This window comes from Pantoea sp. GM01 (genome assembly GCF_000282675.1).
Lineage (GTDB): Bacteria > Pseudomonadota > Gammaproteobacteria > Enterobacterales > Enterobacteriaceae > Pantoea > Pantoea nemavictus.
The window spans coordinates 191483-213532 of sequence record NZ_AKIU01000028.1 but is presented as its reverse complement, the minus strand read 5'-3'; the positions used below and the strand labels follow the sequence as shown (position 1 = coordinate 213532).

The following is a 22050-nucleotide window of genomic DNA, read 5'->3' as shown; positions in this document are numbered from 1 at the left end:
TACAAGTGATCTGGCATATGTCGGACGCCAGTATTTTGCGATGTGGCTGTCCGATTTACCGTGGAATGCGATGAGTGAAGCATAAGTGTCTAATCTTGTCTATACAAGTAGCAAGCGCTATGCCAGATTGTTCTGGTTCTGTGAAATACCGCGCAGTGCGCTGTAGCAGACGCAACGGCGTCAAGGATGCACCGAAACTGGGCGAAAGCTGCACCAACGCTGAGCTGTCTGCACAATTAGATGTATATACATTTACGGGCTGAGACAGTAAACTTTGGGCATTATTCATAAAAGGAACAGGAAATGGCCGAGCAAACAGCAGTAGCACAGCTGGCTGCGGCGATGGGCGATGAGCCCGCGCCAATTTACCAGCGGGTGAAGCAGGCGATCGTCAGCCAGATCCGCGAAGGTCACTGGAAAGCCAACCAGCGGGTGCCATCTGAAAGTGAGTTGGTGAACGAGCTGGGCGTGAGCCGCATGACCATCAACCGCGCGTTGCGTGAGCTGACCAGCGAGGGTTTTCTGGTGCGCATGCAGGGTGTTGGCACCTTTGTCGCGGAGATGAAGGGCTACACGGCAATGCTGGAAGTGCACAATATTGCCGATGAGATCGCTCAGCGTGGTCATCAGCACAGCTGCAAAATTTTATCGATTGGCCAGATGAAGGCCGACCCCGAGCAGGCAGCGGTGTTGGGCTTATCCACCGGCCAAACGCTGTTTCACTCGCTGATTGTGCATTACGAAAACGACTTGCCGGTGCAGCTGGAAGATCGTCTGGTCAATCCGCTGGTGGCACCGGATTATCTCAGTCAGGATTATCATCAGCTGACGCCGTACACCTATTTAATGCGCGTGGCGCCGTTGACCGCCGGTGAGCATATTGTTGAAGCGGTGCTGCCGGATCTGCGCCAGCGTAAGCATCTGGCGCTGGATGAACATGAGCCGTGCCTGCTGATTCGTCGCCAGACGTGGAGCGACAATAAGATTGTGACTTACGCGCGTCTGCTCTATCCGGGCTCACGTTATAAGTTGCTGGGGCGTTTTCGAGGGCATGGTTAAGCGTTGCTTCCCCTCACCCTAGCCCTCTCCCGCGGGCGGGAGAGGGGACTAGCCGGTGCGGTTTGGGATAATTGAGCTGAATCGAGGTGTTCATCGCTGGATCTACTCGTTCATCGCGCGATCGGCTCCTTCTCCCGCTGGCGGGAGAAGGTTGGGATGAGGGGAACGCGGCTCTCACTCTACCCGGCTAAGCGCTACAAACAGCAGTTGGGCATCCGGCGTTTGGGGTGCCAGCTGCGTAGGCTCATCCAGCCACCAGATCCCTTGATTCACCGCCAGCATCTCTCCAGAAGCAGTCTGCCATGTTCCCGCCACCACCCACGCCACGCCGTGTTCGCTGCTGACCACGTGTTGTGCGATGCTCACCGCAGAGCGCCAGCTATCACGCCGCGTCATGATATTAAAGTCCTGACAGCTGCCGCTAATTTTGGCCTCAACTGCCCATTCACCCGGAAATGCCCACGGTTGCAGCGGCGTTAAGCGCTGTTGCGCGTGCTCACTCTCCAGCACAACGCTGTCGCCGTGTAGCAGGGTAATCACGCGGTCGATGCCGGGGAAGGGCGAAAACGGCCCGTCGGCGGAGATGGTCGCGATGCTGGCACGCCAGGCAAACTGCACTTCGCCTGGCGGATAGCTGATGATTTCGCGCGTCTCGCCGCCGCCGTTACGCCAGCGGCTCACCGGCAGTTGCTCATAGGCAAAACGCGTTCTCATTGCAGCGCCCTCATCGCCTCGGCAAAGCGCGCCGCTGCTACTTCTTCGGCCGGATGATGGCCATGATGAATCACCTGTTTACCGGCCACAAATACGTCGCGAATCTGCTCGCGCTGCCCGCCAAACAGCCAGCGATTCAGCAGCGAAGCGCTGCTCACGCTGCCGAGAAATGCATCTTCTGCCAGCACCAACCAATCGGCACGTTTGCCCATCGCCAGTTCGCCCGCTGCTAAACTGCACGCCTGCGCGCCGCCCTGCGCGGCTTGCTGCCACAGCAGATCGCCCACCGACGGTTGATTCGGCAATGTGATGCGGTTGCGACGGCGATCGCGTAGTCGCTGGCCGTACTCCAGCCAGCGCAGCTCTTCCAGCGTGCTGAGCGAAACATGGCTATCGGAACCAATGCCCCAGCGGCCGCCGCGTGCAATGTACTCAACCGCCGGGAAAATGCCGTCGCCGAGGTTGGCTTCAGTGGTCGGACATAAACCGGCCACCGCGCCGCTTGCCGCCATGCGTTGAATCTCATCGTCATCCAGATGGGTAGCGTGAATCAAACACCAGCGCTGATCGACATTAAAGCGGTTGAGCAGCCAGGCCACCGGACGTTCGCCGCTCCACGTCAGGCTGTCATTCACCTCTTTTTCCTGCTCGGCAACGTGAATGTGCACCGGCACATCCTGCGGGCAGGCGGTTAATACCTCATGCATTTGCGCTTCACTCACCGCGCGCAGCGAATGGAAACAGATGCCATGATTAAGCAGCGGTTTATCCGCGCTCCAGCTCGCCACGCGCTGCTGCTGTTGCAGGTAGGCTTCAGTTTGCTGGATGAAACGGCGCTGACCGTCGCTGGCCGGCTGCGCACCAAAGCCGCTGTAGCTATACAGCACCGGCAGCAAAGTTTGGCCGATGCCTGCCGTGTCTGCCGCTGCCATTAAATGCAGCAGCATTGCATCATCGGCATACGGCTGCCCGTGCGGATCGTGGTGTAGGTAGTGGAATTCTGCCACCTGGCTGTAACCGCCTTTTAGCATGTCGATGTAGAGATGCGTGGCGATATCGCCAACCTGCTGCGGCGATAGCCGCTGCACCATGCGGTACATCAGATCGCGCCATGTCCAGAAGCTGTCCTGCGGATCGCCCGCCACTTCGGCCAACCCAGCCATCGCGCGCTGAAAGGCGTGCGAATGCAGATTGGCAATCGCCGGGATAACCGATCCAGCAAGGCGCGTGGCCGTACCGGGTTCGCTATCAGGCGTGAGTTCAGTGATTTGTCCGGCTGCGTTGGTGGTGATCAGCACGTGCTCATGCCAGCCGTCGGCCAGCAATGCGCGTGGGGCAAAATACGTTGTCATGGTTGATCCTGCATGGCGGAAAGTTGTATATACATATACATACTTTGATGCGCAGTGTAAATCGCCGAACGTTAAGGGGAGTGGGATGGCAGAAGCGAAGCAGATCGACAGCCTGTGGCTGGGGGCCGACATCGTTACGATGCGTGACGGACACTACAATCTGATTGCCGACGGCGCGCTAGCGGTCGATCAGGGAAAACTGATTTGGGTGGGGCCACGCAGCGATTGCCCGGCTTTCGCGCCGCGTAAACAGCACGAATTTTCCGGCGGCATTATTACGCCTGGTTTAGTGGATTGCCACACGCATCTGGTGTTTGGCGGCGATCGCAGCCAGGAGTTTGAGCAGCGTTTGAATGGCGTCAGCTATGCGGAGATTGCGGCGCAGGGCGGCGGCATTCTCTCCACGGTTCGCGCCACGCGAGCTGCAACTCAGCAAGAGCTGGTGGCAAGCGCGCGTTGGCGGCTGGATCGTCTGCTGGCGGAAGGCGTGACCACGGTAGAGATCAAATCCGGTTACGGCCTCGATGAAGCCAGCGAGCTCATGATGCTGCGAGCCATCCGCGAGCTGGCGGAAACGGTGCCCGCCGATGTACAGGCCACCTGTTTAGCCGCACACGGTTTCCCACCGGAGTTTAAAGACAACCCGCAAGGCTGGATCGATATCATCTGCCAACGCCTGTTACCGCAGGTAAAAGCAGACGGTTTGGCGGATGCGGTGGATGCATTCTGCGAACATTTAGCCTTTTCACCGCAGCAGGTCAGCGCGGTATTCGATGCCGCTAAAGCCTTAGATTTGCCGGTGAAACTGCATGCCGAGCAGCTTTCCGCGCTAGGCGGCGCGGCGCTGGCGGCGCGTTACGGTGCGCTCTCCGCCGATCATCTGGAATATGCGACTGAAGAGGATGCCAAAGCGATGGCACAGCACGGCACCGTGGCGGTGCTATTGCCGGGCGCGTTTTATCTGCTGCGCGAAACCCAGCGTCCGCCGGTCGCACTGTTCCGGCAACACGGCGTGCCGATGGCGCTGGCCAGCGATGCCAATCCGGGCACCTCACCGGCGCTATCGCTGCGCTTGATGTTGAATATGGGCTGCACGCTGTTTGGTCTGACGCCGGAAGAGGCGCTGGCTGGCGTGACGCTGTGGGGCGCAAAAGCGCTGGGCTTAGCGCAATCGCACGGTTCGCTGGAAACGGGCAAGGTGGCGAATTTTGTTCACTGGCCGCTGGCGCGTCCGGCAGAGCTGGTTTACTGGCTGGGCGGCGAATTGCCGTGCCAGGTTATCTATCGTGGAGAAGCGCAATGACCTCTTTTCATTTCACCGCCGGCAAGATTCCGTTGCTGGTTAGCATTCCGCATGCGGGCACCCAATTAACGCCAGACGTTGAGGCCGGATTGAGCGAGGCGGCGTGCGGCCTGCCGGACACCGATTGGCATCTGCCGCTGCTGTACGATTTTGTCCGCGATTTGGGTGCCAGCGTGCTGATTGGCCACTATTCGCGCTTTGTGATTGACCTCAATCGTCCGGCGGACAATCAACCGCTCTACACCACGGCGACCACCGGTTTATATCCGGAAACGTTATTCGACGGCAGCCCAACCTTTGTCGCGGGTAAAACGCCGAGTGCTGAGGTGCGTCAGGGCTATCTGGACACCATCTGGCAGCCGTATCACCAGCAGCTGCAGCAGGAGCTGGCGCGCCTGAAGGCGCAGCACGGTTACGCGCTGCTGTTTGATGCACACTCTATCGCCTCCGTCATTCCGCGCCTGTTTGACGGGCGTTTGCCGGATCTCAACATCGGCACCAATGATGGCGCCAGCTGTTCAACGCCGGTGATTGAAGCGATTAAACAGGTTTGTACGGCACAAAACGATTACAGCTGGATCGCCAACGGACGCTTCAAAGGTGGCTATATTACGCGCGCCTACGGCCAGCCGGAGCAGGGCGTGCAGGCGGTGCAGCTGGAGCTGGCGCAGCTTAATTATATGGATGAGACGCCGCCGTTTGCCTGGCAACAGGACCGCGCTGGGCAGCTACAGAAGGTGCTGAAACCGCTGCTGCAGGCGTTTATTGAAGCGGGTAAACTTACCTGAAACCCGGTCGCCATGAATGGCGACCCTACAATGTAAGGTGCGCATTGATGCGCACCACAATTCACACATTCCTGCTTCACTCTGCACCACCGCCATGCAAGCCTCGCCCTTTTACGGTGCACAACTTCCTTTCATCGCGTGATAATTGCCTGATTCTGCAGCTTTGCCATTTTGGCATAGCGCTTGCTAGGTTGTATGTACAAGTAAACACCACGCAGCGATTATGATTTTTTATACTGGCTGGCTCACAAAAAGCTTATGCCGACAATGATCTGCCGCACGCTAACTTGTATATACATGAAAGGTCATCTGCAAAAATATCACCCGCAGAGACCGAGGAACTTGATAAATAACCAGGAGAAGCCGCATGACGTACCGCGCCCCGATTCGCCGTTTTTGCCTCACGACCCTGTTTGCCAGCCTGATGATCAGCGGTGTTGCTGTACAGGCGAAAGAGTGGAAATCGATCACTATCGCTACTGAAGGCAGCTATGAACCCTGGAACCTGACGCTGCCGGGCGGCAAGTTAGGCGGCTTTGAACCTGAACTGATGGAAGATCTGTGCAAGCGCATGGGCATTCAGTGCAAGCTGGTGGTGCAGAACTGGGACGGCATGATCGCTGGCCTGAATGCCGGTAAATATGACGTGATCATGGATGCGATTGTCATCACGCCAGATCGCAAAAAAGTGGTCAACTTCACCGCGCCTTATGCTTCAACGCCCGCCACCTTTATCACCACCAAAGACAGTCCGCTGCTGCCGGCCGATCACAACATCATCAAGCTGCATGACGATGAAAAAGAGATCAACGCAGCGATTGCCCCGCTGAAAGCGGCGCTGAAGGGCAAAACCATCGGCATTGCCTCTGGCACCGTCTACACGCCGTTTATCGATAAGTACTTCAAAGGTGATGCCGACGTACGCGAATACACCTCGTCGGCGGATGCGATGCTTGATCTGCAATCGGGTCGTATCGATGCGGTATTCGATGATGTGACCTTTGCGCAATCGATGCTGGCGCGTAAAGAGAACAACAACCTGGTCTTCAGCGGCCCGCAGCTCGGCGGCCCGATCTGGGGCGAGGGCGAAGCGATGGGCGTGCGCATGGCGGATAACGATTTGAAAGCCAAGCTGGATGAGGCGATTCATGCCGCGCTGGCCGATGGCACGGTGAAAAAGCTCAGTGAGAAGTGGTTTAAAACTGACGTAACCCCGTAAGTGAGGTGAAAGATGATGAGCCTGCTGAGTTTTGGTGCTGATGGCTGGGGCCGCCTGATCCTGAGCGCCGCCTGTACCACGCTGCTGCTGTCGCTGGTGGCGCTGATGATTGGTGCGGTGGTCGGTTCCGGTGTGGCGGCGGCCAAGTTATCACCTCAGCGCTGGCTGCGCTGGTTAGGTGAAGGCTATTCGGTGGTGTTTCGCGGCATCCCGGAACTGCTGGTGATCTACCTGTTCTATTTTGGTGGATCCGGCCTGATTACGCTGGTCGGGCAGATGTTTGGCGCCGATGGTTTTATCGAAGCGCCGCCGTTCCTGATTGGTGCACTGGCTATCGGGCTCATCTCGGGTTCGTATCAAGGGGAAGTGTATCGCGCGGCGCGTCTGGCGCTGGCCAAAGGTGAAGTCGAAGCGGCAGTGGCGATAGGCATGCCGCGTTGGCGTATCGCGCAACGCATTCTGTTGCCGCAGGTGGTGCGCTATGCGCTGCCGGGCATGTCGAATGTGTGGCAGATGAGCCTGAAAGACTCGGCGCTGGTGTCGGTCACCGGCATCGTCGAGCTGATGCGCGCCAGCCAGGTCGCCGCCGGATCTACGCGCGATTACTTCACCTTCTATCTGGTCGGCGCTGCCTGTTATCTGGTGCTGACGCTGCTGTCTAATCATGCGTTTCGCCGGGCAGAGTCGCGCCTCGGTCGTGCGTGGCAAAGTCGCACTGCGGCACAGCATTAAGGAGCAGCAGCATGATCGATTTCGCCTTTCTCTCTGACACCTTCCTCAAGCTGAGCGCCGCGCTGCCGGTGACGCTGGGCCTGTTTATCAGCGCCTTTCTCTGCGGCGGCATTCTGGCGATCGGTATTTTGTCACTGCGTATGAGCCGCTGGCGCGTGCTAAGCGGCTTTGCGCGCGGCTATATTCTGGTGTTTCGCGGTTCGCCGCTGATGATCCAGCTGTTTCTCATCTATTACGGCCTTGGCCAGTTTGGCGTGATCCGCCACAGCTTCGTCTGGCCGTTCCTGCGCGAGCCGTTCATCTGTGCGGTGCTGGCGCTGTCGCTGTGCACCGCGGCCTATACCGCCGAGATTCTGCGCGGCGCGCTACTGGCCGTGCCCGCCGGACAAGTGGAAGCCGGGCTAGCCTGCGGCATGTCGCGCTGGCTGCTGCTGCGCCGCATTATTGCGCCGATCATGTTGCGCTATGCGCTGCCGGCGTACTCCACCGAAGCGATCCTGCTGGTGAAATCCACCGCGTTAGCCAGTCTGGTGACCGTTTGGGACGTGACCGGTGTGGCGCAGCAGATCATTCAACGCACCTATCGCACCATGGAAGTCTTTATCTGCGCGGCGGCTATCTACCTGATTCTCAACTTTATTATCGTCCAGCTGTACGGGCTGTTAGAGCGCCATCTGAGTGCGCAGCATCGTGCCGCAAAAAAGCCGTTGCCCGCCGTTAAACCGCTTGCCGGAGAGTAATATGCATCACACATCACCCGTTACCTTATCCGCCACCGATATCCATAAATCTTTTGGCGCGATGGAAGTTCTGAAAGGCATTTCGCTGCAGGCACATCAAGGCGATGTCATCTCGATTCTCGGTGCCAGCGGCTCGGGCAAAAGCACCTTGCTGCGCTGCATCAACCTGCTGGAAACGCCGGATGCCGGCGTGGTGAGCGTAGGCGGTGAAACCATTGAGATGAAGCGCCACGCGCGCGGTCATCAACTGGCGGCCAACCCAAAACAGATTGAGCGCCTGCGTTCACGGCTGGGCATGGTGTTCCAGAGCTTTAATTTGTGGTCACACATGCCGGTGCTGCAAAACGTCATCGAAGGCCCGCACTACGTATTGAAACGCGACAAAAAAAGCTGCATCGCGCAGGCGGAGCAGCTGCTCGATCGCGTGGGATTGCTGAATCGCAAAGATTTCTATCCGGCGCAGCTGTCGGGCGGCCAACAGCAGCGCGTAGCGATTGCCCGCGCGCTGGCAATGGATCCCGAAGTCATGCTGTTCGACGAACCGACCTCGGCGCTCGATCCGGAACTGGTGGGCGAAGTGCTGAAAGTGATGCGCAGCCTGGCAGAGGAGGGGCGCACCATGCTGGTGGTGACGCACGAAATGGGCTTTGCGCGCAACGTCTCCAATCGCGTGGTGTTTATGCATCAGGGCACTATTGATTGTCAGGGTGCGCCGGAAGAGATGTTTGGCGAGCAGGGATCGCCGCGCTTTAAGCAATTTATCTCCAGCCACCACGGTGTGGAGCAGCCAGCATGACCGTGGTGTGGGGCGATAGCCCGCTAACATGGCAGGAACTGGTGCAGGTGGCACGCCACAATGCGGAGCTAAGCCTGAGCGTTAGCGCCTGGCAGCGCATTGCGCAAGGTCGCGCGATTGTCGATGAGATTGTGGCCAGCGGCCAGATTGCCTATGGCATCAATACCGGCTTGGGCGCGCTGTGTAATATCACGCTGCCGGAGGAGCAGCTTAGCCAGCTATCGCGTAATACGCTGCTGAGCCATGCCTGCGGCGTGGGTCAAGTGCTGACGCGTGAACAGGCGCGCGCCATTCTGTGTGCGGCCATTGCTAATTACAGCCACGGAAAATCCGGCGTGTCGGTGGCGCTGGTGCAGCATCTGCTGGCGCTGCTTAATCAGCAGATTACGCCGCAGGTGCCCGCGCAGGGATCGGTGGGCTATCTCAGCCATATGGCGCATATCGGCCTGGCGCTGATAGGGGTTGGCGAGGTTGAGTATCAAAACCAGATGATGCCCGCTGCGCAGGCGTTAACGCTGGCGGGTTTGCAACCCTATCGTCCCGGCGCTAAAGAGGGGCTGAGCCTGGTGAACGGTACGCCGTGCATGACCGGTTTATCCTGCCTGGCGCTGGATGATGCCGCGCGTTTGCTCGATTGGGCGGATGTCACCGGTGCGATGAGTTTTGAGGCGCTGCGTGGACAGCTGGTGGCCTTTGACGCCGAAGTGATCGCGCTGAAAGCCAGCCCGGGCATGCAGCTCAGCGGTCAGCGCTTGCGTCAACTGCTGAGCGATAGTCCGCTGCTGGCGGCCAGCGTTGGCATTCGCACCCAGGATGCACTCAGCCTGCGTTCGATGCCGCAGGTGCACGGGGCCAGCCGCGATCAGTTCGATCACGCGGCGCGCCAGATCACCATTGAACTCAATGCCTGTACCGATAATCCGCTGGTGCTCGGCACGGCGGACAGCTGGCGCGTGGTGTCGCAGGCTAATCCGCACGGTGAATCGGTGGCGATGGCGGCGGATCTGCTGGCGATTGCGATGGCGGAAGTGGGCAGCATCGCCGAGCGACGCCTCGATCGCCTGGTCAATCCCCTGGTGAGCGGTTTACCGGCGTTTCTGGTGGCACAGCCGGGCGTTAACTCCGGCATGATGATTGCGCAGTATGTGGCGGCGTCGCTGTGCGCAGAGAATCGCCAGCTGGCGCAACCGGCGGTGCTGGATAACTATGTCACCTCGGGTTTGCAGGAAGATCATCTCAGCCTTGGTACCGGTGCGGCGCTCAAGCTGCTGAAGCTGCTGAGCAATGTGTGGCAGATTCTGGCAATTGAGTATCTGCTGGCGGCGCAGGCGCTGGATTTCCACGGCGAAGATCAGCTGGCGCAAGGCACGGCGCAGGCATTACGTCGCCTGCGCACCGTGGTGGCCAACTGGCAGGAAGATCGCTGGCTGGCCCCGGAGATTGCGCGCGCGGTTGAAGTGTTGAAAAGTTATCATCCGCGCTGAAAAAGCGCACTATCCGTAGCGGCGCGATTTATCGCGCCTATTAATGGCAGCGCCGTGCCCATCCACACATTGCGCAATAAATTGCGCCGCTACGAAATGTGTCAGGCATTAACTGCGGCGGGCATCCGGGCGCACCAAATCAAAGCGCAGCTCCTCGCTGATGCCGTAATAGGCCGACGGACCACCGGCACGCAGGATCGGCTGCGCTTTGGCGGTTTGGTAAATGCCATTCTCCAGCAACGCCTCATCAATATGGATGGCGACGGCTTCACCCAGCACCAGCCAGCTATCAATCGGATGGCCTTGTGCATCCTGCAGTTGAATCAGCTGCGTCAACTTACACTCAAAATTCACCGGGCTTTCTGCCACCATGCTGACATTGACGTGTGACGCTGCCAATGGCGTTAATCCCGCCAGCGCAAACTCATCCTGATCGGACGGCACTGACGCGGAGCTCTCATTCATCGCTTCGGCCAGCGGACGCGTTGCCAGGTTCCAGACAAACTCTTTGGTCTCCGAGATATTTTGCACGCTGTCTTTCCAGCCGCTGCTGGCAAAACCAATAATCGGCGGATGATAATTGAAGCAGTTAAAGAAGCTGTACGGCGCCAGATTGCGCGTGCCGCTGGCGCTCTGTGAGCTGACCCAGCCAATCGGGCGTGGACCGACGATGGCATTCAGCGGATCGTGCGGCAAACCGTGTCCAGCGCGTGGCTGATAAGAGTAACGTTGACGTGTCATTTCTGCTCCCGGTGATGATCAATGCTTTATCTTAGCCGGTTAGCTTAGGGCGCAATAGCCAGTAGTTGCGTACAACGCACGCATTGCTTCCCGTTGTTTACGTATTCGTAATACGGCTAGTATGGCCTTTTGGCTGGTTGCAGGGAGTGGCAATGAAACACCCCGATTTAAACTTATTAATTGCGCTGGATATTTTGCTGGAAGAGGGCAGCGTAGCGGCGGCTGCCCGGCGCATGAACCTCAGCGCACCGGCGATGAGCCGCACGCTCGGGCGGATTCGCGCCACCCTGGGCGATCCAGTTTTTGTCCAGGCGGGACGCAAGCTGGTGCCCACGCCACGCGCGCTGGCGCTGCGTGAGCAGGTGCGTGCAGCGGTTGAACAGGCCACGCAGGTGCTCACGCAGGGCGAAAATGTGCCGCTGGTGGGGCTGGATCGCCGCTTCAATGTGCGCGCCAATGATACTTTCACCGGCTTCTATTCCGGGCGTTTGCTGGAAGTCATGGCGCAGGAGATGCCTCGCGCGCTGCTGCACTTTGCGCCGGAAGAGGATGATGTGGACGTGGAGCTACTGCGCAGCGGCCGCGTCGATCTGTTTATCAGCGCGGCGCGCCAGCTTGGTCCTGAAATTCGCGTGCAGCCGCTGTTTACCACCCGGTTTGTTGGGCTGGCGCGCCACGACCATCCGATTTTTGCTGGGGACATCTCTCCCGAGCAGCTGACGCGCTGGGGACATATCAGCATTTCACGTCGCGGCAAAGCCACGGGACCGATTGATAGCGCACTGGAGCAGCAGGGATTGCAGCGTCAGATATCGCTGATTGTGGCGACACCCTATAGCGCGATCTTCGCCCTGCAGGATTCTGACCTGTTATTACCCCTGCCGGAGCATCTGGCGCGCAGCGCGGTGAGTGCCGGCATGCGCGTGCGCACCTTTGAGCTGCCGGTGCCGTTAGAGACAGTGTTGCTGACGCAGGCCTGGCATCCGCGCTTCCAGCAGGATGCGGCACACCGCTGGTTGCGTCAGACCATCCGCCAGTTATGCAGCAACGACGGCTGAATATTGCTTAATCCGTGCGTTTGACGCACTCATCAATTTAACAATCGTCACTTTTACGCATGGATTCCTTTCCCTACAGTGAGCCCAACTTTCACGGTTGAGGATTCTCCATGCAGTCCCGCACTCTCTCATTTGCCCACCGGTTCGTGTCGCAGTGCGATTTAACCACGCCGCGCGCGACCTATTTTCTGCGTTCGTTAATCGCCGCCAACCTGGCGCTGGTAGTGGCTTACGCGCTGGAACTGGACATGCCCTATTCGGCGGCGACCACCGTGCTGCTGGTGCTCAATCCGGTTCAAGGCGCGGTGCTGGGCAAAGGTAAATGGCGCCTGATCGGCACGCTGGTTGGCATGGTGGTGGCGCTGGCATTGATGGCCGCGTTTGCCCAGCTTCCGTGGCTATTTATGCTGGCAGAGAGCTTGTGGCTCGGCGTGTGCGTGATGGCGATGAGCGTGCTGCGCCACTTTCGCGCCTCGGGCGCAGCGGTAGCGGGTTACACCATTGGCCTGGCAACCCTTGGGGCGATGCAGCATCCCGACCTGGCTTTTGCACACGCGGTGGGCCGCGCCTCGACGGTGGCGATTGGTGTGATGTCACTTGGGCTGGTGACGGCACTGTTTAGTCGCCGCACCTTAAGCAGCAAACTGGACGCGATGCTGCTGCGTTTAACGCAGCAAACCGCCACGCTACTGGCTATGCAAGGCCCGCCCGCGGCCCAGCATCGACTGATGAGCGAAATCTACAGCGTTGACGATTTGCTGGCAGCAGCCCGCCAGGAGTCCGTCACGCTTGCGCAGCATAGCCGCGCCATCCAGCAGGCCATGGATGCGCTGGGTGAGATGGTGGCGAGCGGCGTCAGCCAGCCAGCGGCGATCTGGCAACGTGTCGCCGATGCGCTGGCGCAGGGCCGGGCGGGATTGCCTACGGCGCGGCACCTGCTGCTAGACGCGCGTGCTGATGAAACGCAGCTTCAGACGCACATTGACGCCATGCAACGCGTGGTGCAGGTGCTTAGCTATCTGCCCTACACCTCTTCATCACCGCGCCTGGTCGCGCCGAGTTTTCATCGTGACTGGAGCGGTGCACGGCGCAATGGATTACGTGCCACCTTAACGCTACTGGCGGCATCGCTGCTGTGGTTGGGCAGCGGCTGGCCTGCGGGCGATATTATGCTGCTGATCATTGCGCCTTATTGCGCCTTGCTCTCCGCATCTCCTCAGCCTGCCGCCGGTGCACAACAGTTTTTGCGTGGCACGCTGTATGCGCTGCCGATGGCGCTGATCTGCGCCTTTCTGGTGCTGCCGTTGATTAATGGTCTACCGCTGTTGCTGCTGGTGCTGAGCCTGTTTTGGTTGCCGGGTATTTATGCCACCAGCTATCCGCAACATATTCTGAGCGGGTTGGCGTATCTGGTGGGGTTTAACACCTTAACGGCGGCCAGTAATCCCATGGTGTATGACGTTACGCAGTTTCTTAACTGGTCGCTGGCGTGGCTGACCGGCACGGCGTTAACGCTGCTGGCGTTTCAGTTGATGCCACGTAACCCGGCGCGTCATGTGCAGAGACTGCGGGCGCGGATTCGGCTCAACAGTCTGGCGTTGCTGGCGGGAAAAGCGGCGAAACCGCTGCGCTGGCAGCAACAGCAGCAGCATCGGCTGGCGCAACTGGGGGCGCTGCTGCGCACCCAACCGCAAGCACAGGATCTTGCGCTGCAGCAGGGCTTAGCCAGCCTGCAGCTGGGGCGTGAAGTGCTGCGTTTACGCGCGCTGGCAATCGATTCGCCGTGGCGATCGCAAATTGTCACGGCACAGCAGCGTATTGCACGTCGCGCGGGTAACCCGCTCCAGGCGGCGAAGCACGCTCAACGCACGGCACGTTTGCTGCGCGGTGATGCGACTTTAGCGGCCGGTTTTAGCGCCCTCGCGCAGCTATTGCAGCAGCATGCTGACTACTTCTCGCCGCAGCAGGGAGGGGATGCGCATGTTAAGTGAGGTGTCGATTGCCGGCATCTATCTGCCGCCTTTCTTTATCTATCTCTGTGCCACTTTCCCGCTATTCCTTGCTGCACGTGCGCTGCTGGTGCGCTGTGGTGTGCTGCGTTGGGTTTGGCATCCGGCGCTGTTCGAATTCGCTTTGTCTTTTCTCTTACTGGCGGTGTTAATTCTCTATGTCTGATTCAGTTTTCTCATGGAAGTCGTCCCTCAGGATGGTCATGACGCTGCTGGTGGTGGCCGTCGCAATCTGGCTGGCAATCGCTCTGTGGCGGGCCTACGTGCTGGCGCCCTGGACACGCGATGGTCGCGTCAGTGCGCAGGTGATTCGCATTGCCCCGGAGGTTTCCGGCACGGTGCAGACGGTGCCGGTGGCGGATAACCAGTTTGTGGCGCGCGGTACCACGCTGTTTGTAATTGATCCACTGCGCTTCCAGCTTGCGGTGGCACAGGCTGAAGCTCAGCTGCGGGAGGCCAACGCCACGCTGCAGCAAAAGCGCGATGAGGCGCAGCGGCGGCGGCAAATGGCGGCGCTGATGGCCGCTGAGGAGGTACAACGTGCGCGCGAGGCATTGCTGGTGGCGGAGGCGCAACAGCAGCAGGCGATCGCAGCGCTGGCTCTCGCGCAGCTCAATCTACAACGTGCCACGGTGCGCGCACCGGTGGATGGCTATGTAACCCATCTGCGCTTACAGGCGGGAGATTATGCGGTAGCAGGCACACCGGATGTGGCGCTGGTGGATGCGCACAGCTTCTGGGTTACCGGCTACTTCGAAGAAACCAAACTACACGCCATGCATATTGGCGATCGCGTTGATATTCATCTGATGGGCGACAGCCAAACGCTTAGCGGCCGCGTTGCCAGCTTTGGTCACGGTATCAGCGACACCAATCAGCAGGTGGATGAACAGGGCTTGCCCGGCGTAGAAGCCACCTTTAGCTGGATTCGGCTGGCGCAGCGCATTCCGGTGCGCATCGAATTCGAGGCGCTACCGCAGGATAAATTACTCACGGCTGGCATGAGCTGCAGCATTGCGGTGGCGGGTGACACGCGCGTCCGCGGACGTCTGACAGCGTTGCTGGCGCACTGGCTTTAATCAATCAGGAGGTTGTATGTCGTTAAATCCCCAGGATTTTACCGTTTATGATATTCAGGCTTTTCCGCTGGTGTGCCTTAACCAGCAGGCCGTGCTGCCGGGTTACGCCAGCCAATGGGAAGCGGAGATGCTGGCGCTGCTGCAGCAAGAGGCGCCGTTTGTGGTGGTCTACGATCACATGCGCGTTGAAGAGACCGAGGCCGATCGGCGGCAACGGGGTGACTGGCTGATTCGCCATCGCCAACTGCTGAGTCAACGCTGCAAAGGAATGCTGAGTATTGAGAGTGAGGCGTCGCGCTGTGCGGAACTGCGTAAGATGCGCAAAATGTTCGGCATTCCGCATCAGGTGGTGAGTTCACGCACTTATGCCCTGGCGCAGATGCAGCAATGGCTGGCTCGCGCACAGAAATAATGGCAAAAAACGGCGGCTGATAATTTCTTTTACGCGCGCAGCGGGGTATCTTACGCCCGCGCTATTTTCCGGAGAAACTATGAACAAGCCAGCCGCCACGTCACCTTTCCATCCGCGTAACCGCCATCAGGGCCGTTATGATTTTGCTGCTCTGACCGCAGCCCATCCGCCGCTGGCGGTGAAAGTGCGTCCCAACGGCTACGGTGAGTTGTCGGTGGATTTCGCCGATCCTGAAGCGGTTATGCTGCTGAATCAGGCCCTGTTGAAACTGTTCTACAACCTTAACTGGCAGCTGCCGGCAGGCTACCTGACGCCGCCGGTTCCGGGCCGTGCTGATTACGTGCACGCGCTGGCCGATCTGCTGGCGAGCGACAACGAAGGCGTGATCCCGCGCGATTTAGATGTGATGGATATCGGCTGCGGCGCGAACTGCATCTATCCGCTGATTGGCAACGCCGAATATGGCTGGCGCTTCACCGGCACCGATATCACCGCCGAAGCGATAACTGCCGCAGGGCAGATTGTAGCGAGCAATCCGGGCTTGCAGCGCGGCGTGCGTTTGCGCCGTCAAAAGGATGCCGCTGCCATTTTCTCCGGCGTGGTGCACAAGAACGAACGCTATCATGCGGTGTTGTGTAATCCGCCGTTCCACTCCTCCGCGCAAGAAGCGGCCACTGTTGGCCAGCGCAAAACGCGTAATCTGGGCTTAGGCAAAAACGCACCGCTCAATTTTGGTGGTCATCACAGCGAACTGTGGTGCGATGGCGGCGAGCGCAAGTTCGTCGGTCAGATGATTGATGAAAGCGTGGCGCACTCAGACAACATTGTGTGGTTCACCTCGCTGGTGTCACGCAAAGAGAACTTGCCGGCGCTCCGTGACCAGCTGCGCGATCTGGACGCTTATGAAGTGCGCATCATCGAAATGGCGCAGGGGCAGAAGCAGAGCCGCTTTATCGCCTGGACGTTCCAGCCGCCAGCGACACGCGCTAAGCGGCTGAAACGCTGAGTTTATTGCGCCGGCGGTAGCGCCGGTAAACTGGCAGCGGACGTGATATCGCTGCCGGTTTGCATCACTTCCACCGTTTGATGCGGTGCTTTAATGCCAGCCGCATCAAAATGCTTCTTCACCTTGTCGTCCAGCGCAAAGCGCACCGTCCACTGTTTTAGCGGCTGGGTGGTGAAGGAGACGCGCACGGTAAAGGATTGATTAGTTAAGCCCACCAGTCCCGCAAAGCTCGGCTCGCCAATCACCATGCCGCGAATGTCCGGATTCTCCAGCAGTTCCTGCACCGCACCTTGCAGCGTCGCGTTAACGCGTTCGGTATCTTCACTGCGATCCACATCATAGTTGGCCACGAACGAGCCGATACCGCGCACAAAGTTGGCGAAAGTGGTGATCGATGACCACGGAATAATGTGATAGGCGCCGGTATCCTGGCGTACGCCCACCGAGCGAATGGACATGCGTTCCACTGTGCCAGTGATCGGGCCAATCGTCACCAGATCGCCGGTGTTCATGCCGTTCTCAAACTGGATAAAGATGCCAGTAATGATATCTTTCACCAGCGTTTGTGAGCCGAATGACACCGCCAGGCCGAGTGCACCGGCACCGGCCAGCAGCGGCGCAATGTTGACCCCGACTTCCGACAGCAAAATCATAATGGTGATGGTGCTAATCACCACCGCTAACGCATTACGGAACAGCGTCAGCAGCGTGCGGGTGCGTGCGCTGGGCATCGGACGACCGTGCGAATCTGACGCCAGACGGCTTTCGATCAAACTGGCCAGCAGCGTCCAGCCTACCGCCGACAGCAGCACAATCATCACGATGCGAATCAGCACATCCACCATTTTCTGTCCGGCACCGAGGGTCAGCCAATGCCAAAGATCAAACAGATTCCATGCGTTGAGCAGCAACAGCAGCGTGGCGAATACCGTGACCACGCGCGCCAGTTTTAGCAGCGCTTTGATCCAATCATTGACGCGCTTTTGCAGCTCGGGATAGTTGCGGCGCATATCCGGTGAGAGCGTAACGGTTTTGCCGATCCAGCGCGTGAGCATGCCGGAAATCAGCGCGGCGATGACGACGATGGCCAGGCTGCGCACCGTGGCGGACATCATAAACTTCAGGCTGTCGCCGGGATTGAAGATCGAGAACAGGAACAGCGCGATAAAGTAGGCGCTGGCCAGCCAGTGCCACACCATACCGAAGGCGCGGATGAACAGCGCAAAGAAACTCATGCTGCGATCGGCGAGGCGCGACAGTTCGTGATGGATGTTGTTTTTGTTGCGGAAAATCAGCCACAGCGCCCACCCGGTCATGATCCCCATGATTAGCATATTAACCAGCGCAGCCACCTGAATATTGACCTGATTGGAAACAATGGGCACCACCACTAATAAGCCGTAGCCAATAATGCCGCTCAGCCAGCTTAAACGTGTGTTCCAGTAGCTGGCGCGCGCATCCGGTAAGTGGAAGAAGCGCAGCGCGGGGAAACGCGGGCAGAATATCAGGCGCAGTACCGCTTTAAAGAATTCAATGAGCGCAAAGGCGTTGAGGAATAGCCCTTGCTGATAGGCGATGGTGCGGTTGCCGTTGTGATAGTTGTCGCTGATGATCTGGCCGACAAACAGCGTCAGCGCCAGCAGCAAAATATCAAGAATAAACGCCATGAAGATAGTGGCGGGCAGATGCAGCCACTTGGTGCGCTCAAGGTTTTGCTGGCGTCCCCAGCGCCCCATGCGCCGCCACACCGGCCACATCATGCGGCGCGTCAGCCAGTAAAAGGCAAACACCGCGGCGGCGAGGCCGGCAAAGTATTTCAGCGCATTGAGAAAGGTTTGCTGGTTGAAGGCTTTGTGCGGCGCGTTGGTGATGTTGTCATGTAACTTCACAAACTGTGAGGCCACCGCGCCGCCATATTGACGCGTGACGTTGGTGACGCTCTCCAGCACGGTAGGATCTTCCTGATCCGCCCGCGGTGGGGCGAGCACCGGCTGTTCGCTGGTGGATTTGCTGTTAGCGGCCTGGCGTAACTGATCGATCAATTCCTGACGTGAAGCGTTGTTATCCAGAATATTGGCCAGCGCGGCGTAGGCGGCTTTTTTCTCTTCTACGCTGGGTTCACCTTCCGCGCTGCTGCTGCTGGCTGGCGTTTGTGACTGCTGTGCTGCCACGGCGGCCTGAGGCAGATTAACCGCCTGCGCCGAAGGCATGAGAAACAGGGTGAGCAAACTGAAGAGTAACCACAGGGTGGCACGACCGGGTGGGCTGGCAGACAACATCGCTTTCTCCTTGAACGGCACAAGAGGGAAGTATAGTCAGTGATGGAAGGTACAGATTCTGAAAGGAAAATTGATTTGTGTGTGGGGCGGTGAGGAAGAAGGTCGTCATCAATGACGACCTTACAGAATCGGTCGCCAACCACGGCGACCTGGCTATCAGGATACGTGCTGCAGGAACTCGCGCAGACGATCGCTCGGCGGGTTGGTGATCAGCTCGTCTGGATTACCATCTTCGGCAATGGTGCCTTTGTCGATGAAGATCAGACGTGAAGCGACTTTTTGTGCAAAGCCCACTTCGTGCGTCACGATGACCATGGTCATACCTTCCTCAGCCAGATCCTGCATCACTTTCAGTACTTCGTGACGCAGCTCGGGATCCAGCGCTGAGGTCGGTTCATCAAACAGCATCATTTTCGGCTTCACCGCCAGCGCACGCGCAATGGCCACACGCTGCTGCTGACCGCCGGAAAGCTCCGACGGGAAGTGGTGCGCACGCTCGGCGAGACCCACTTTACCCAGCAGCTCACGCGCCAGCTTGTGCGCTTCCTCTTTCTTCGCACCGCGCACGCGAATCGGGCCAAAGGCCACGTTATCCAGCGCGCTCATCTGTGGGAACAGATGGAACTGCTGGAACACCATGCCCGCTTCCTGACGAATTAAGCGCTCATCAACTTTTGGGTCATTAACCTTCATGCCATCGACAATCAGGTCGCCTGTGGTGATCTCTTCCAGCTTGTTGATGCAGCGCAGCAGCGTGGATTTACCGGAACCCGATGGCCCGATAATCACCACCACTTCGCCTTGATTGATCTTCAGGTTGATGTCGTGCAGCACCTGAGTCTGGCCGAAATTCTTCGAGACGTTGTTAAATTCAATCACAGAATTTTCATCCTTTTCTCAATACGGCGCAGCACAAAGCTCAACACCAGCGTAATAACCAAATAGATAATGGCAACGGCGCTCCAGATTTCGAGCGCGCGGAAGTTACCGGCGATGATCTCCTGGCCCTGGCGCGTCAGTTCGGCCACGCCAATCACGATAAACAGCGAAGTATCTTTGATGCTGACAATCCACTGGTTACCCAGCGGTGGCAGCATACGGCGCAGTGCCAGCGGCATAATCACGTAACGCAGGGTTTCGCGGCGCGACAAACCCAGCGCCAGACCCGCTTCACGGAAGCCTTTGTTGATCGACAGCACCGCACCGCGAGTGATCTCTGCAATATAGGCGCCGGAGTTAATCATAATGGTGACCACCGCCGCGCTGAATGGATCGATACGCAGGTCGGGGAACGCCATCGGCAGGGCGAAGTAGATAAACATCACCTGGACTACGATTGGCGTGCCGCGAATCAGTTCGATGAATACCAGTGCGATGTTATTGGTGATCCAGCCGCCGTAAGCGCGCGCAAAACCGGCGACTAAACCGATAATTAAACCGCCGACCAGGCCGAGGACCGAGATCAGCAGGGTCATTTTGGCACCTTCGATTAAAATCGGCAGGGCAGGCCAAATGACGCTCCAGTCAAACTCCATGGTGTGACTCCAAAATCTGTTGCGTGGAAATGTAAAAAGCAGGGAGTTTTATGCTCCCCGCTGGAAAAATCGGCTTAGGCCGCAATTATTTTGGTTCAGTACCGAACCATTTTTTATAGATGGTGTTGTAAGTGCCGTTGTCGCGCAGGGTTTTCAGTGCGCCGTTCACTTTCTCACGCAGGTCATCGCTGCCTTTCGGGAAGGCGATGCCATATTGTTGTGCTTCAATGGATTCGCCAACCGCTTTGAAGCGGCCTTTACCGGCGGTATTGATGAAGTACAGGATGTTTGGCGTATCGTGCAGCACGGCGTCAGCACGTTGAGTGCCTAACTCCATGTAAGCGTTGTCAATATTCGGGAACTGACGCAGATCTTTCGATTTGATGTGCGCTTTCGCGTAATCAACCGAACCGGTGCCGCTTTTAACTGCCACAACTTTACCGTTCAGATCGTCGATGCCTTTAATGTCTTTTTCATTTTCGCGCACCATTACCAGCAAACCGCTTTTGTAGTAGCCGTCTGAGAACTCGATGGCTTTCTTACGCTCTTCGGTGATGGTGATGCCGGCCAGCGCCAGGTCAATATTTTTGGTTTGCAACGCAGGGATGATGCCGCTGAAATCCATCGGCTTGAAGGTGTAATCCAGTTTCAATTCTTTGGCGACCGCGTCCCACAAATCGATATCAAAACCGACGTATTTATCGCCTTGTTTGAACTCGAAGGGAACGAATGCGGTGTCGGTGGCGACAATCAGTTTTTTGTCTGCTGCGGTGGAAGAAAGGGAGAAGGCCAGCGCCAGCGCGGCCACGGAGACTTTAATCAATGACTTCATCATTTTTTTCCTTATTACCCTTCAGGCCTGGTGGCCCGATGTACGGCTTATCATATGAAAAAATTATGCCAACTTTTCATTTTTCACGAAATCAGTCGTTTTAAGCACTTGCTGACACGATTTTGCGCTGCAGAAAAGGGTTGCACCTTATTGGTGCCTTATTTTGGTGCAAGGTGCTGTTGTGGTGCAGGCACAGTGTGCACCATGGGCGGGGCGAGCGAAAGAAGGGTTTAAGGAATTGTTAACGACGTCAAAAAAAGCACCACAATGTTACAGACGTAAAAAAAGGCGGGATAACCCGCCTTTATTGTGAGATTGAAATTTATTCAATATTTGATTCGATGAACCACAGGAATTTATCCAAATCACGCGATGCCGCGGTGAAGATATCAGCGGTATCTTCATCGCTGACTTCAGTGATCGCTTTACGCGTGTCATTCGCTACAATCGCATAACGATCGGCCAGCGCTTTAAGATGATCCTGCACGCTATGAATATTTAGCGGATAGCTTTTCAGTGGTGTTTTGTCGTTGACGATCTGGGTGGTGCCCAGCGCCACGCCGCCCAGCTGAACCACGCGTTCAGCGATAGTGTCCTGGTGATCGGTAATCGCCGTACGGAAGCCATCAAGCATCTCATGTACGCCAATAAAGTTAGCGCCGCGCATATTCCAGTGCGCCTGCTTGGTGATCAGCGACAGGTCAATAAACTCCACTACCAGACGGTTGAGCACCTCGATGGTCGCTTTTTTATCGCTGTCAGCGACGTCATTACGGGTGTAAATCAGATCAGACGATTTAGTTTTAACCAGTTTTGCGGTACTCATCATTAATGTCCTCTTATTGATGGTTGTCCTAATCAAGCACGGAAATAAGTATAGCAGCAGTTTTAGACTCTGCAGAGTTGATTAAA

The 22050-nt window shown here is 57.7% G+C and carries 22 protein-coding genes; 14 read left to right on the top strand and 8 right to left on the bottom strand.

Going from position 1 to position 22050, the window contains the following annotated elements; genetic code table 11:
• The first annotated feature begins 303 nt into the window (after nucleotides 1-303).
• Entirely contained in the window at nucleotides 304-1059 is a 756-nt protein-coding gene (hutC, locus tag PMI17_RS07485; protein ID WP_007887779.1) for a histidine utilization repressor, read from the top strand.
• A 174-nt stretch (nucleotides 1060-1233) separates the two neighbouring features.
• On the opposite strand, the gene PMI17_RS07480 is transcribed toward hutC, so the two are convergent.
• Together PMI17_RS07480 and PMI17_RS07475 are read right to left on the bottom strand one after the other, a co-directional pair.
• Nucleotides 1234-1773: a HutD family protein gene (locus PMI17_RS07480; RefSeq protein ID WP_007887778.1), complete on the bottom strand. Its 540-nt coding sequence runs from the start codon at nucleotides 1771-1773 to the stop codon at nucleotides 1234-1236.
• Nucleotides 1770-3125, bottom strand: coding sequence for a formimidoylglutamate deiminase (locus tag PMI17_RS07475; RefSeq protein WP_007887777.1), 1356 nt, complete (start codon nucleotides 3123-3125; stop codon nucleotides 1770-1772). Before PMI17_RS07475 ends, PMI17_RS07480 begins: the two co-directional genes overlap by 4 nt.
• Nucleotides 3126-3210: 85 nt before the next feature.
• On the opposite strand from PMI17_RS07475, the gene hutI reads away from it, so the two are divergent.
• From hutI to hutH, 7 genes are all read left to right on the top strand, one after another.
• Nucleotides 3211-4428 (top strand): imidazolonepropionase, encoded by a 1218-nt coding sequence (hutI, locus tag PMI17_RS07470; RefSeq protein WP_007887776.1) that lies wholly within the window; start codon nucleotides 3211-3213, stop codon nucleotides 4426-4428.
• Nucleotides 4425-5216: an N-formylglutamate deformylase gene (hutG, locus tag PMI17_RS07465; protein WP_007887775.1), complete on the top strand. Its 792-nt coding sequence runs from the start codon at nucleotides 4425-4427 to the stop codon at nucleotides 5214-5216. The genes hutI and hutG overlap by 4 nt, the downstream gene beginning before the upstream one ends.
• Nucleotides 5217-5583: 367 nt before the next feature.
• Complete coding sequence (locus PMI17_RS07460) at nucleotides 5584-6435, top strand: transporter substrate-binding domain-containing protein (protein ID WP_007887773.1); 852 nt, start codon at nucleotides 5584-5586, stop codon at nucleotides 6433-6435.
• Between the two features lie 12 nt (nucleotides 6436-6447).
• Nucleotides 6448-7167: an ABC transporter permease gene (locus PMI17_RS07455; protein ID WP_036620519.1), complete on the top strand. Its 720-nt coding sequence runs from the start codon at nucleotides 6448-6450 to the stop codon at nucleotides 7165-7167.
• Nucleotides 7168-7178: 11 nt separating this feature from the next.
• Complete coding sequence (locus tag PMI17_RS07450; protein WP_007887768.1) at nucleotides 7179-7907, top strand: ABC transporter permease; 729 nt, start codon at nucleotides 7179-7181, stop codon at nucleotides 7905-7907.
• A 1-nt stretch (nucleotide 7908) separates the two neighbouring features.
• Nucleotides 7909-8703 (top strand): ABC transporter ATP-binding protein, encoded by a 795-nt coding sequence (locus PMI17_RS07445; protein ID WP_007887765.1) that lies wholly within the window; start codon nucleotides 7909-7911, stop codon nucleotides 8701-8703.
• Entirely contained in the window at nucleotides 8700-10187 is a 1488-nt protein-coding gene (gene hutH / locus PMI17_RS07440; protein WP_007887763.1) for a histidine ammonia-lyase, read from the top strand. Before PMI17_RS07445 ends, hutH begins: the two co-directional genes overlap by 4 nt.
• Before the next feature lie 108 nt (nucleotides 10188-10295).
• On the opposite strand, the gene PMI17_RS07435 is transcribed toward hutH, so the two are convergent.
• Complete coding sequence (locus PMI17_RS07435; protein ID WP_007887758.1) at nucleotides 10296-10928, bottom strand: flavin reductase family protein; 633 nt, start codon at nucleotides 10926-10928, stop codon at nucleotides 10296-10298.
• 152 nt (nucleotides 10929-11080) lie between these two features.
• Here PMI17_RS07435 and PMI17_RS07430 point away from each other — a divergent pair, with 152 nt between their 5' ends.
• From PMI17_RS07430 to rlmF, 6 genes are all read left to right on the top strand, one after another.
• Nucleotides 11081-11986: a LysR family transcriptional regulator gene (locus PMI17_RS07430; RefSeq protein WP_007887756.1), complete on the top strand. Its 906-nt coding sequence runs from the start codon at nucleotides 11081-11083 to the stop codon at nucleotides 11984-11986.
• A 110-nt stretch (nucleotides 11987-12096) separates the two neighbouring features.
• Nucleotides 12097-13977, top strand: coding sequence for an FUSC family protein (locus tag PMI17_RS07425; protein WP_007887754.1), 1881 nt, complete (start codon nucleotides 12097-12099; stop codon nucleotides 13975-13977).
• Nucleotides 13967-14161 carry a DUF1656 domain-containing protein gene (locus tag PMI17_RS07420; protein WP_007887752.1) on the top strand — a complete coding sequence of 65 codons (195 nt, stop codon included), beginning with the start codon at nucleotides 13967-13969 and terminating at the stop codon, nucleotides 14159-14161. Before PMI17_RS07425 ends, PMI17_RS07420 begins: the two co-directional genes overlap by 11 nt.
• Before the next feature lie 37 nt (nucleotides 14162-14198).
• Nucleotides 14199-15074 carry an HlyD family secretion protein gene (locus PMI17_RS07415; RefSeq protein WP_007887751.1) on the top strand — a complete coding sequence of 292 codons (876 nt, stop codon included), beginning with the start codon at nucleotides 14199-14201 and terminating at the stop codon, nucleotides 15072-15074.
• Nucleotides 15075-15090: 16 nt separating this feature from the next.
• Nucleotides 15091-15486, top strand: a complete 396-nt coding sequence (locus PMI17_RS07410; protein WP_007887749.1) for a hypothetical protein — start codon at nucleotides 15091-15093, stop codon at nucleotides 15484-15486.
• Between the two features lie 79 nt (nucleotides 15487-15565).
• A complete protein-coding gene (rlmF, locus tag PMI17_RS07405) occupies nucleotides 15566-16492 on the top strand; it encodes a 23S rRNA (adenine(1618)-N(6))-methyltransferase RlmF (protein WP_007887748.1) in 927 nt (308 codons plus the stop codon).
• 2 nt (nucleotides 16493-16494) lie between these two features.
• Here rlmF and ybiO read toward each other — a convergent pair whose 3' ends face one another.
• From ybiO to dps, 5 genes are all read right to left on the bottom strand, one after another.
• Nucleotides 16495-18771 (bottom strand): mechanosensitive channel protein, encoded by a 2277-nt coding sequence (ybiO, locus tag PMI17_RS07400; RefSeq protein ID WP_007887747.1) that lies wholly within the window; start codon nucleotides 18769-18771, stop codon nucleotides 16495-16497.
• A 156-nt stretch (nucleotides 18772-18927) separates the two neighbouring features.
• Complete coding sequence (gene glnQ / locus PMI17_RS07395; RefSeq protein ID WP_007887746.1) at nucleotides 18928-19650, bottom strand: glutamine ABC transporter ATP-binding protein GlnQ; 723 nt, start codon at nucleotides 19648-19650, stop codon at nucleotides 18928-18930.
• Nucleotides 19647-20306: a glutamine ABC transporter permease GlnP gene (gene glnP / locus PMI17_RS07390; protein WP_007887744.1), complete on the bottom strand. Its 660-nt coding sequence runs from the start codon at nucleotides 20304-20306 to the stop codon at nucleotides 19647-19649. Before glnP ends, glnQ begins: the two co-directional genes overlap by 4 nt.
• Before the next feature lie 85 nt (nucleotides 20307-20391).
• Nucleotides 20392-21138 carry a glutamine ABC transporter substrate-binding protein GlnH gene (gene glnH / locus PMI17_RS07385; protein ID WP_007887743.1) on the bottom strand — a complete coding sequence of 249 codons (747 nt, stop codon included), beginning with the start codon at nucleotides 21136-21138 and terminating at the stop codon, nucleotides 20392-20394.
• Between the two features lie 322 nt (nucleotides 21139-21460).
• Nucleotides 21461-21964: a DNA starvation/stationary phase protection protein Dps gene (dps, locus tag PMI17_RS07380; protein ID WP_036620516.1), complete on the bottom strand. Its 504-nt coding sequence runs from the start codon at nucleotides 21962-21964 to the stop codon at nucleotides 21461-21463.
• Between the last annotated feature and the right edge of the window lie 86 nt (nucleotides 21965-22050).

Excerpts from the sequence above, each read along its gene's own strand:
- PMI17_RS07455 (WP_036620519.1), top strand. The coding sequence starts at position 6,448 with ATGATGAGCCTGCTGAGTTTTGGTGCTGATGGCTGGGGCCGCCTGATC.
- PMI17_RS07460 (WP_007887773.1), top strand. The coding sequence starts at position 5,584 with ATGACGTACCGCGCCCCGATTCGCCGTTTTTGCCTCACGACCCTGTTT.
- PMI17_RS07445 (WP_007887765.1), top strand. The coding sequence starts at position 7,909 with ATGCATCACACATCACCCGTTACCTTATCCGCCACCGATATCCATAAA.
- hutH (WP_007887763.1), top strand. The coding sequence starts at position 8,700 with ATGACCGTGGTGTGGGGCGATAGCCCGCTAACATGGCAGGAACTGGTG.
- ybiO (WP_007887747.1), bottom strand. The coding sequence starts at position 18,771 with ATGTTGTCTGCCAGCCCACCCGGTCGTGCCACCCTGTGGTTACTCTTC.
- rlmF (WP_007887748.1), top strand. The coding sequence starts at position 15,566 with ATGAACAAGCCAGCCGCCACGTCACCTTTCCATCCGCGTAACCGCCAT.
- PMI17_RS07425 (WP_007887754.1), top strand. The coding sequence starts at position 12,097 with ATGCAGTCCCGCACTCTCTCATTTGCCCACCGGTTCGTGTCGCAGTGC.
- PMI17_RS07450 (WP_007887768.1), top strand. The coding sequence starts at position 7,179 with ATGATCGATTTCGCCTTTCTCTCTGACACCTTCCTCAAGCTGAGCGCC.
- hutG (WP_007887775.1), top strand. The coding sequence starts at position 4,425 with ATGACCTCTTTTCATTTCACCGCCGGCAAGATTCCGTTGCTGGTTAGC.
- hutC (WP_007887779.1), top strand. The coding sequence starts at position 304 with ATGGCCGAGCAAACAGCAGTAGCACAGCTGGCTGCGGCGATGGGCGAT.
- dps (WP_036620516.1), bottom strand. The coding sequence starts at position 21,964 with ATGAGTACCGCAAAACTGGTTAAAACTAAATCGTCTGATCTGATTTAC.
- glnP (WP_007887744.1), bottom strand. The coding sequence starts at position 20,306 with ATGGAGTTTGACTGGAGCGTCATTTGGCCTGCCCTGCCGATTTTAATC.
- PMI17_RS07475 (WP_007887777.1), bottom strand. The coding sequence starts at position 3,125 with ATGACAACGTATTTTGCCCCACGCGCATTGCTGGCCGACGGCTGGCAT.
- PMI17_RS07430 (WP_007887756.1), top strand. The coding sequence starts at position 11,081 with ATGAAACACCCCGATTTAAACTTATTAATTGCGCTGGATATTTTGCTG.
- PMI17_RS07435 (WP_007887758.1), bottom strand. The coding sequence starts at position 10,928 with ATGACACGTCAACGTTACTCTTATCAGCCACGCGCTGGACACGGTTTG.
- PMI17_RS07410 (WP_007887749.1), top strand. The coding sequence starts at position 15,091 with ATGTCGTTAAATCCCCAGGATTTTACCGTTTATGATATTCAGGCTTTT.
- PMI17_RS07480 (WP_007887778.1), bottom strand. The coding sequence starts at position 1,773 with ATGAGAACGCGTTTTGCCTATGAGCAACTGCCGGTGAGCCGCTGGCGT.
- PMI17_RS07415 (WP_007887751.1), top strand. The coding sequence starts at position 14,199 with ATGACGCTGCTGGTGGTGGCCGTCGCAATCTGGCTGGCAATCGCTCTG.
- PMI17_RS07420 (WP_007887752.1), top strand. The coding sequence starts at position 13,967 with ATGTTAAGTGAGGTGTCGATTGCCGGCATCTATCTGCCGCCTTTCTTT.
- hutI (WP_007887776.1), top strand. The coding sequence starts at position 3,211 with ATGGCAGAAGCGAAGCAGATCGACAGCCTGTGGCTGGGGGCCGACATC.
- glnH (WP_007887743.1), bottom strand. The coding sequence starts at position 21,138 with ATGAAGTCATTGATTAAAGTCTCCGTGGCCGCGCTGGCGCTGGCCTTC.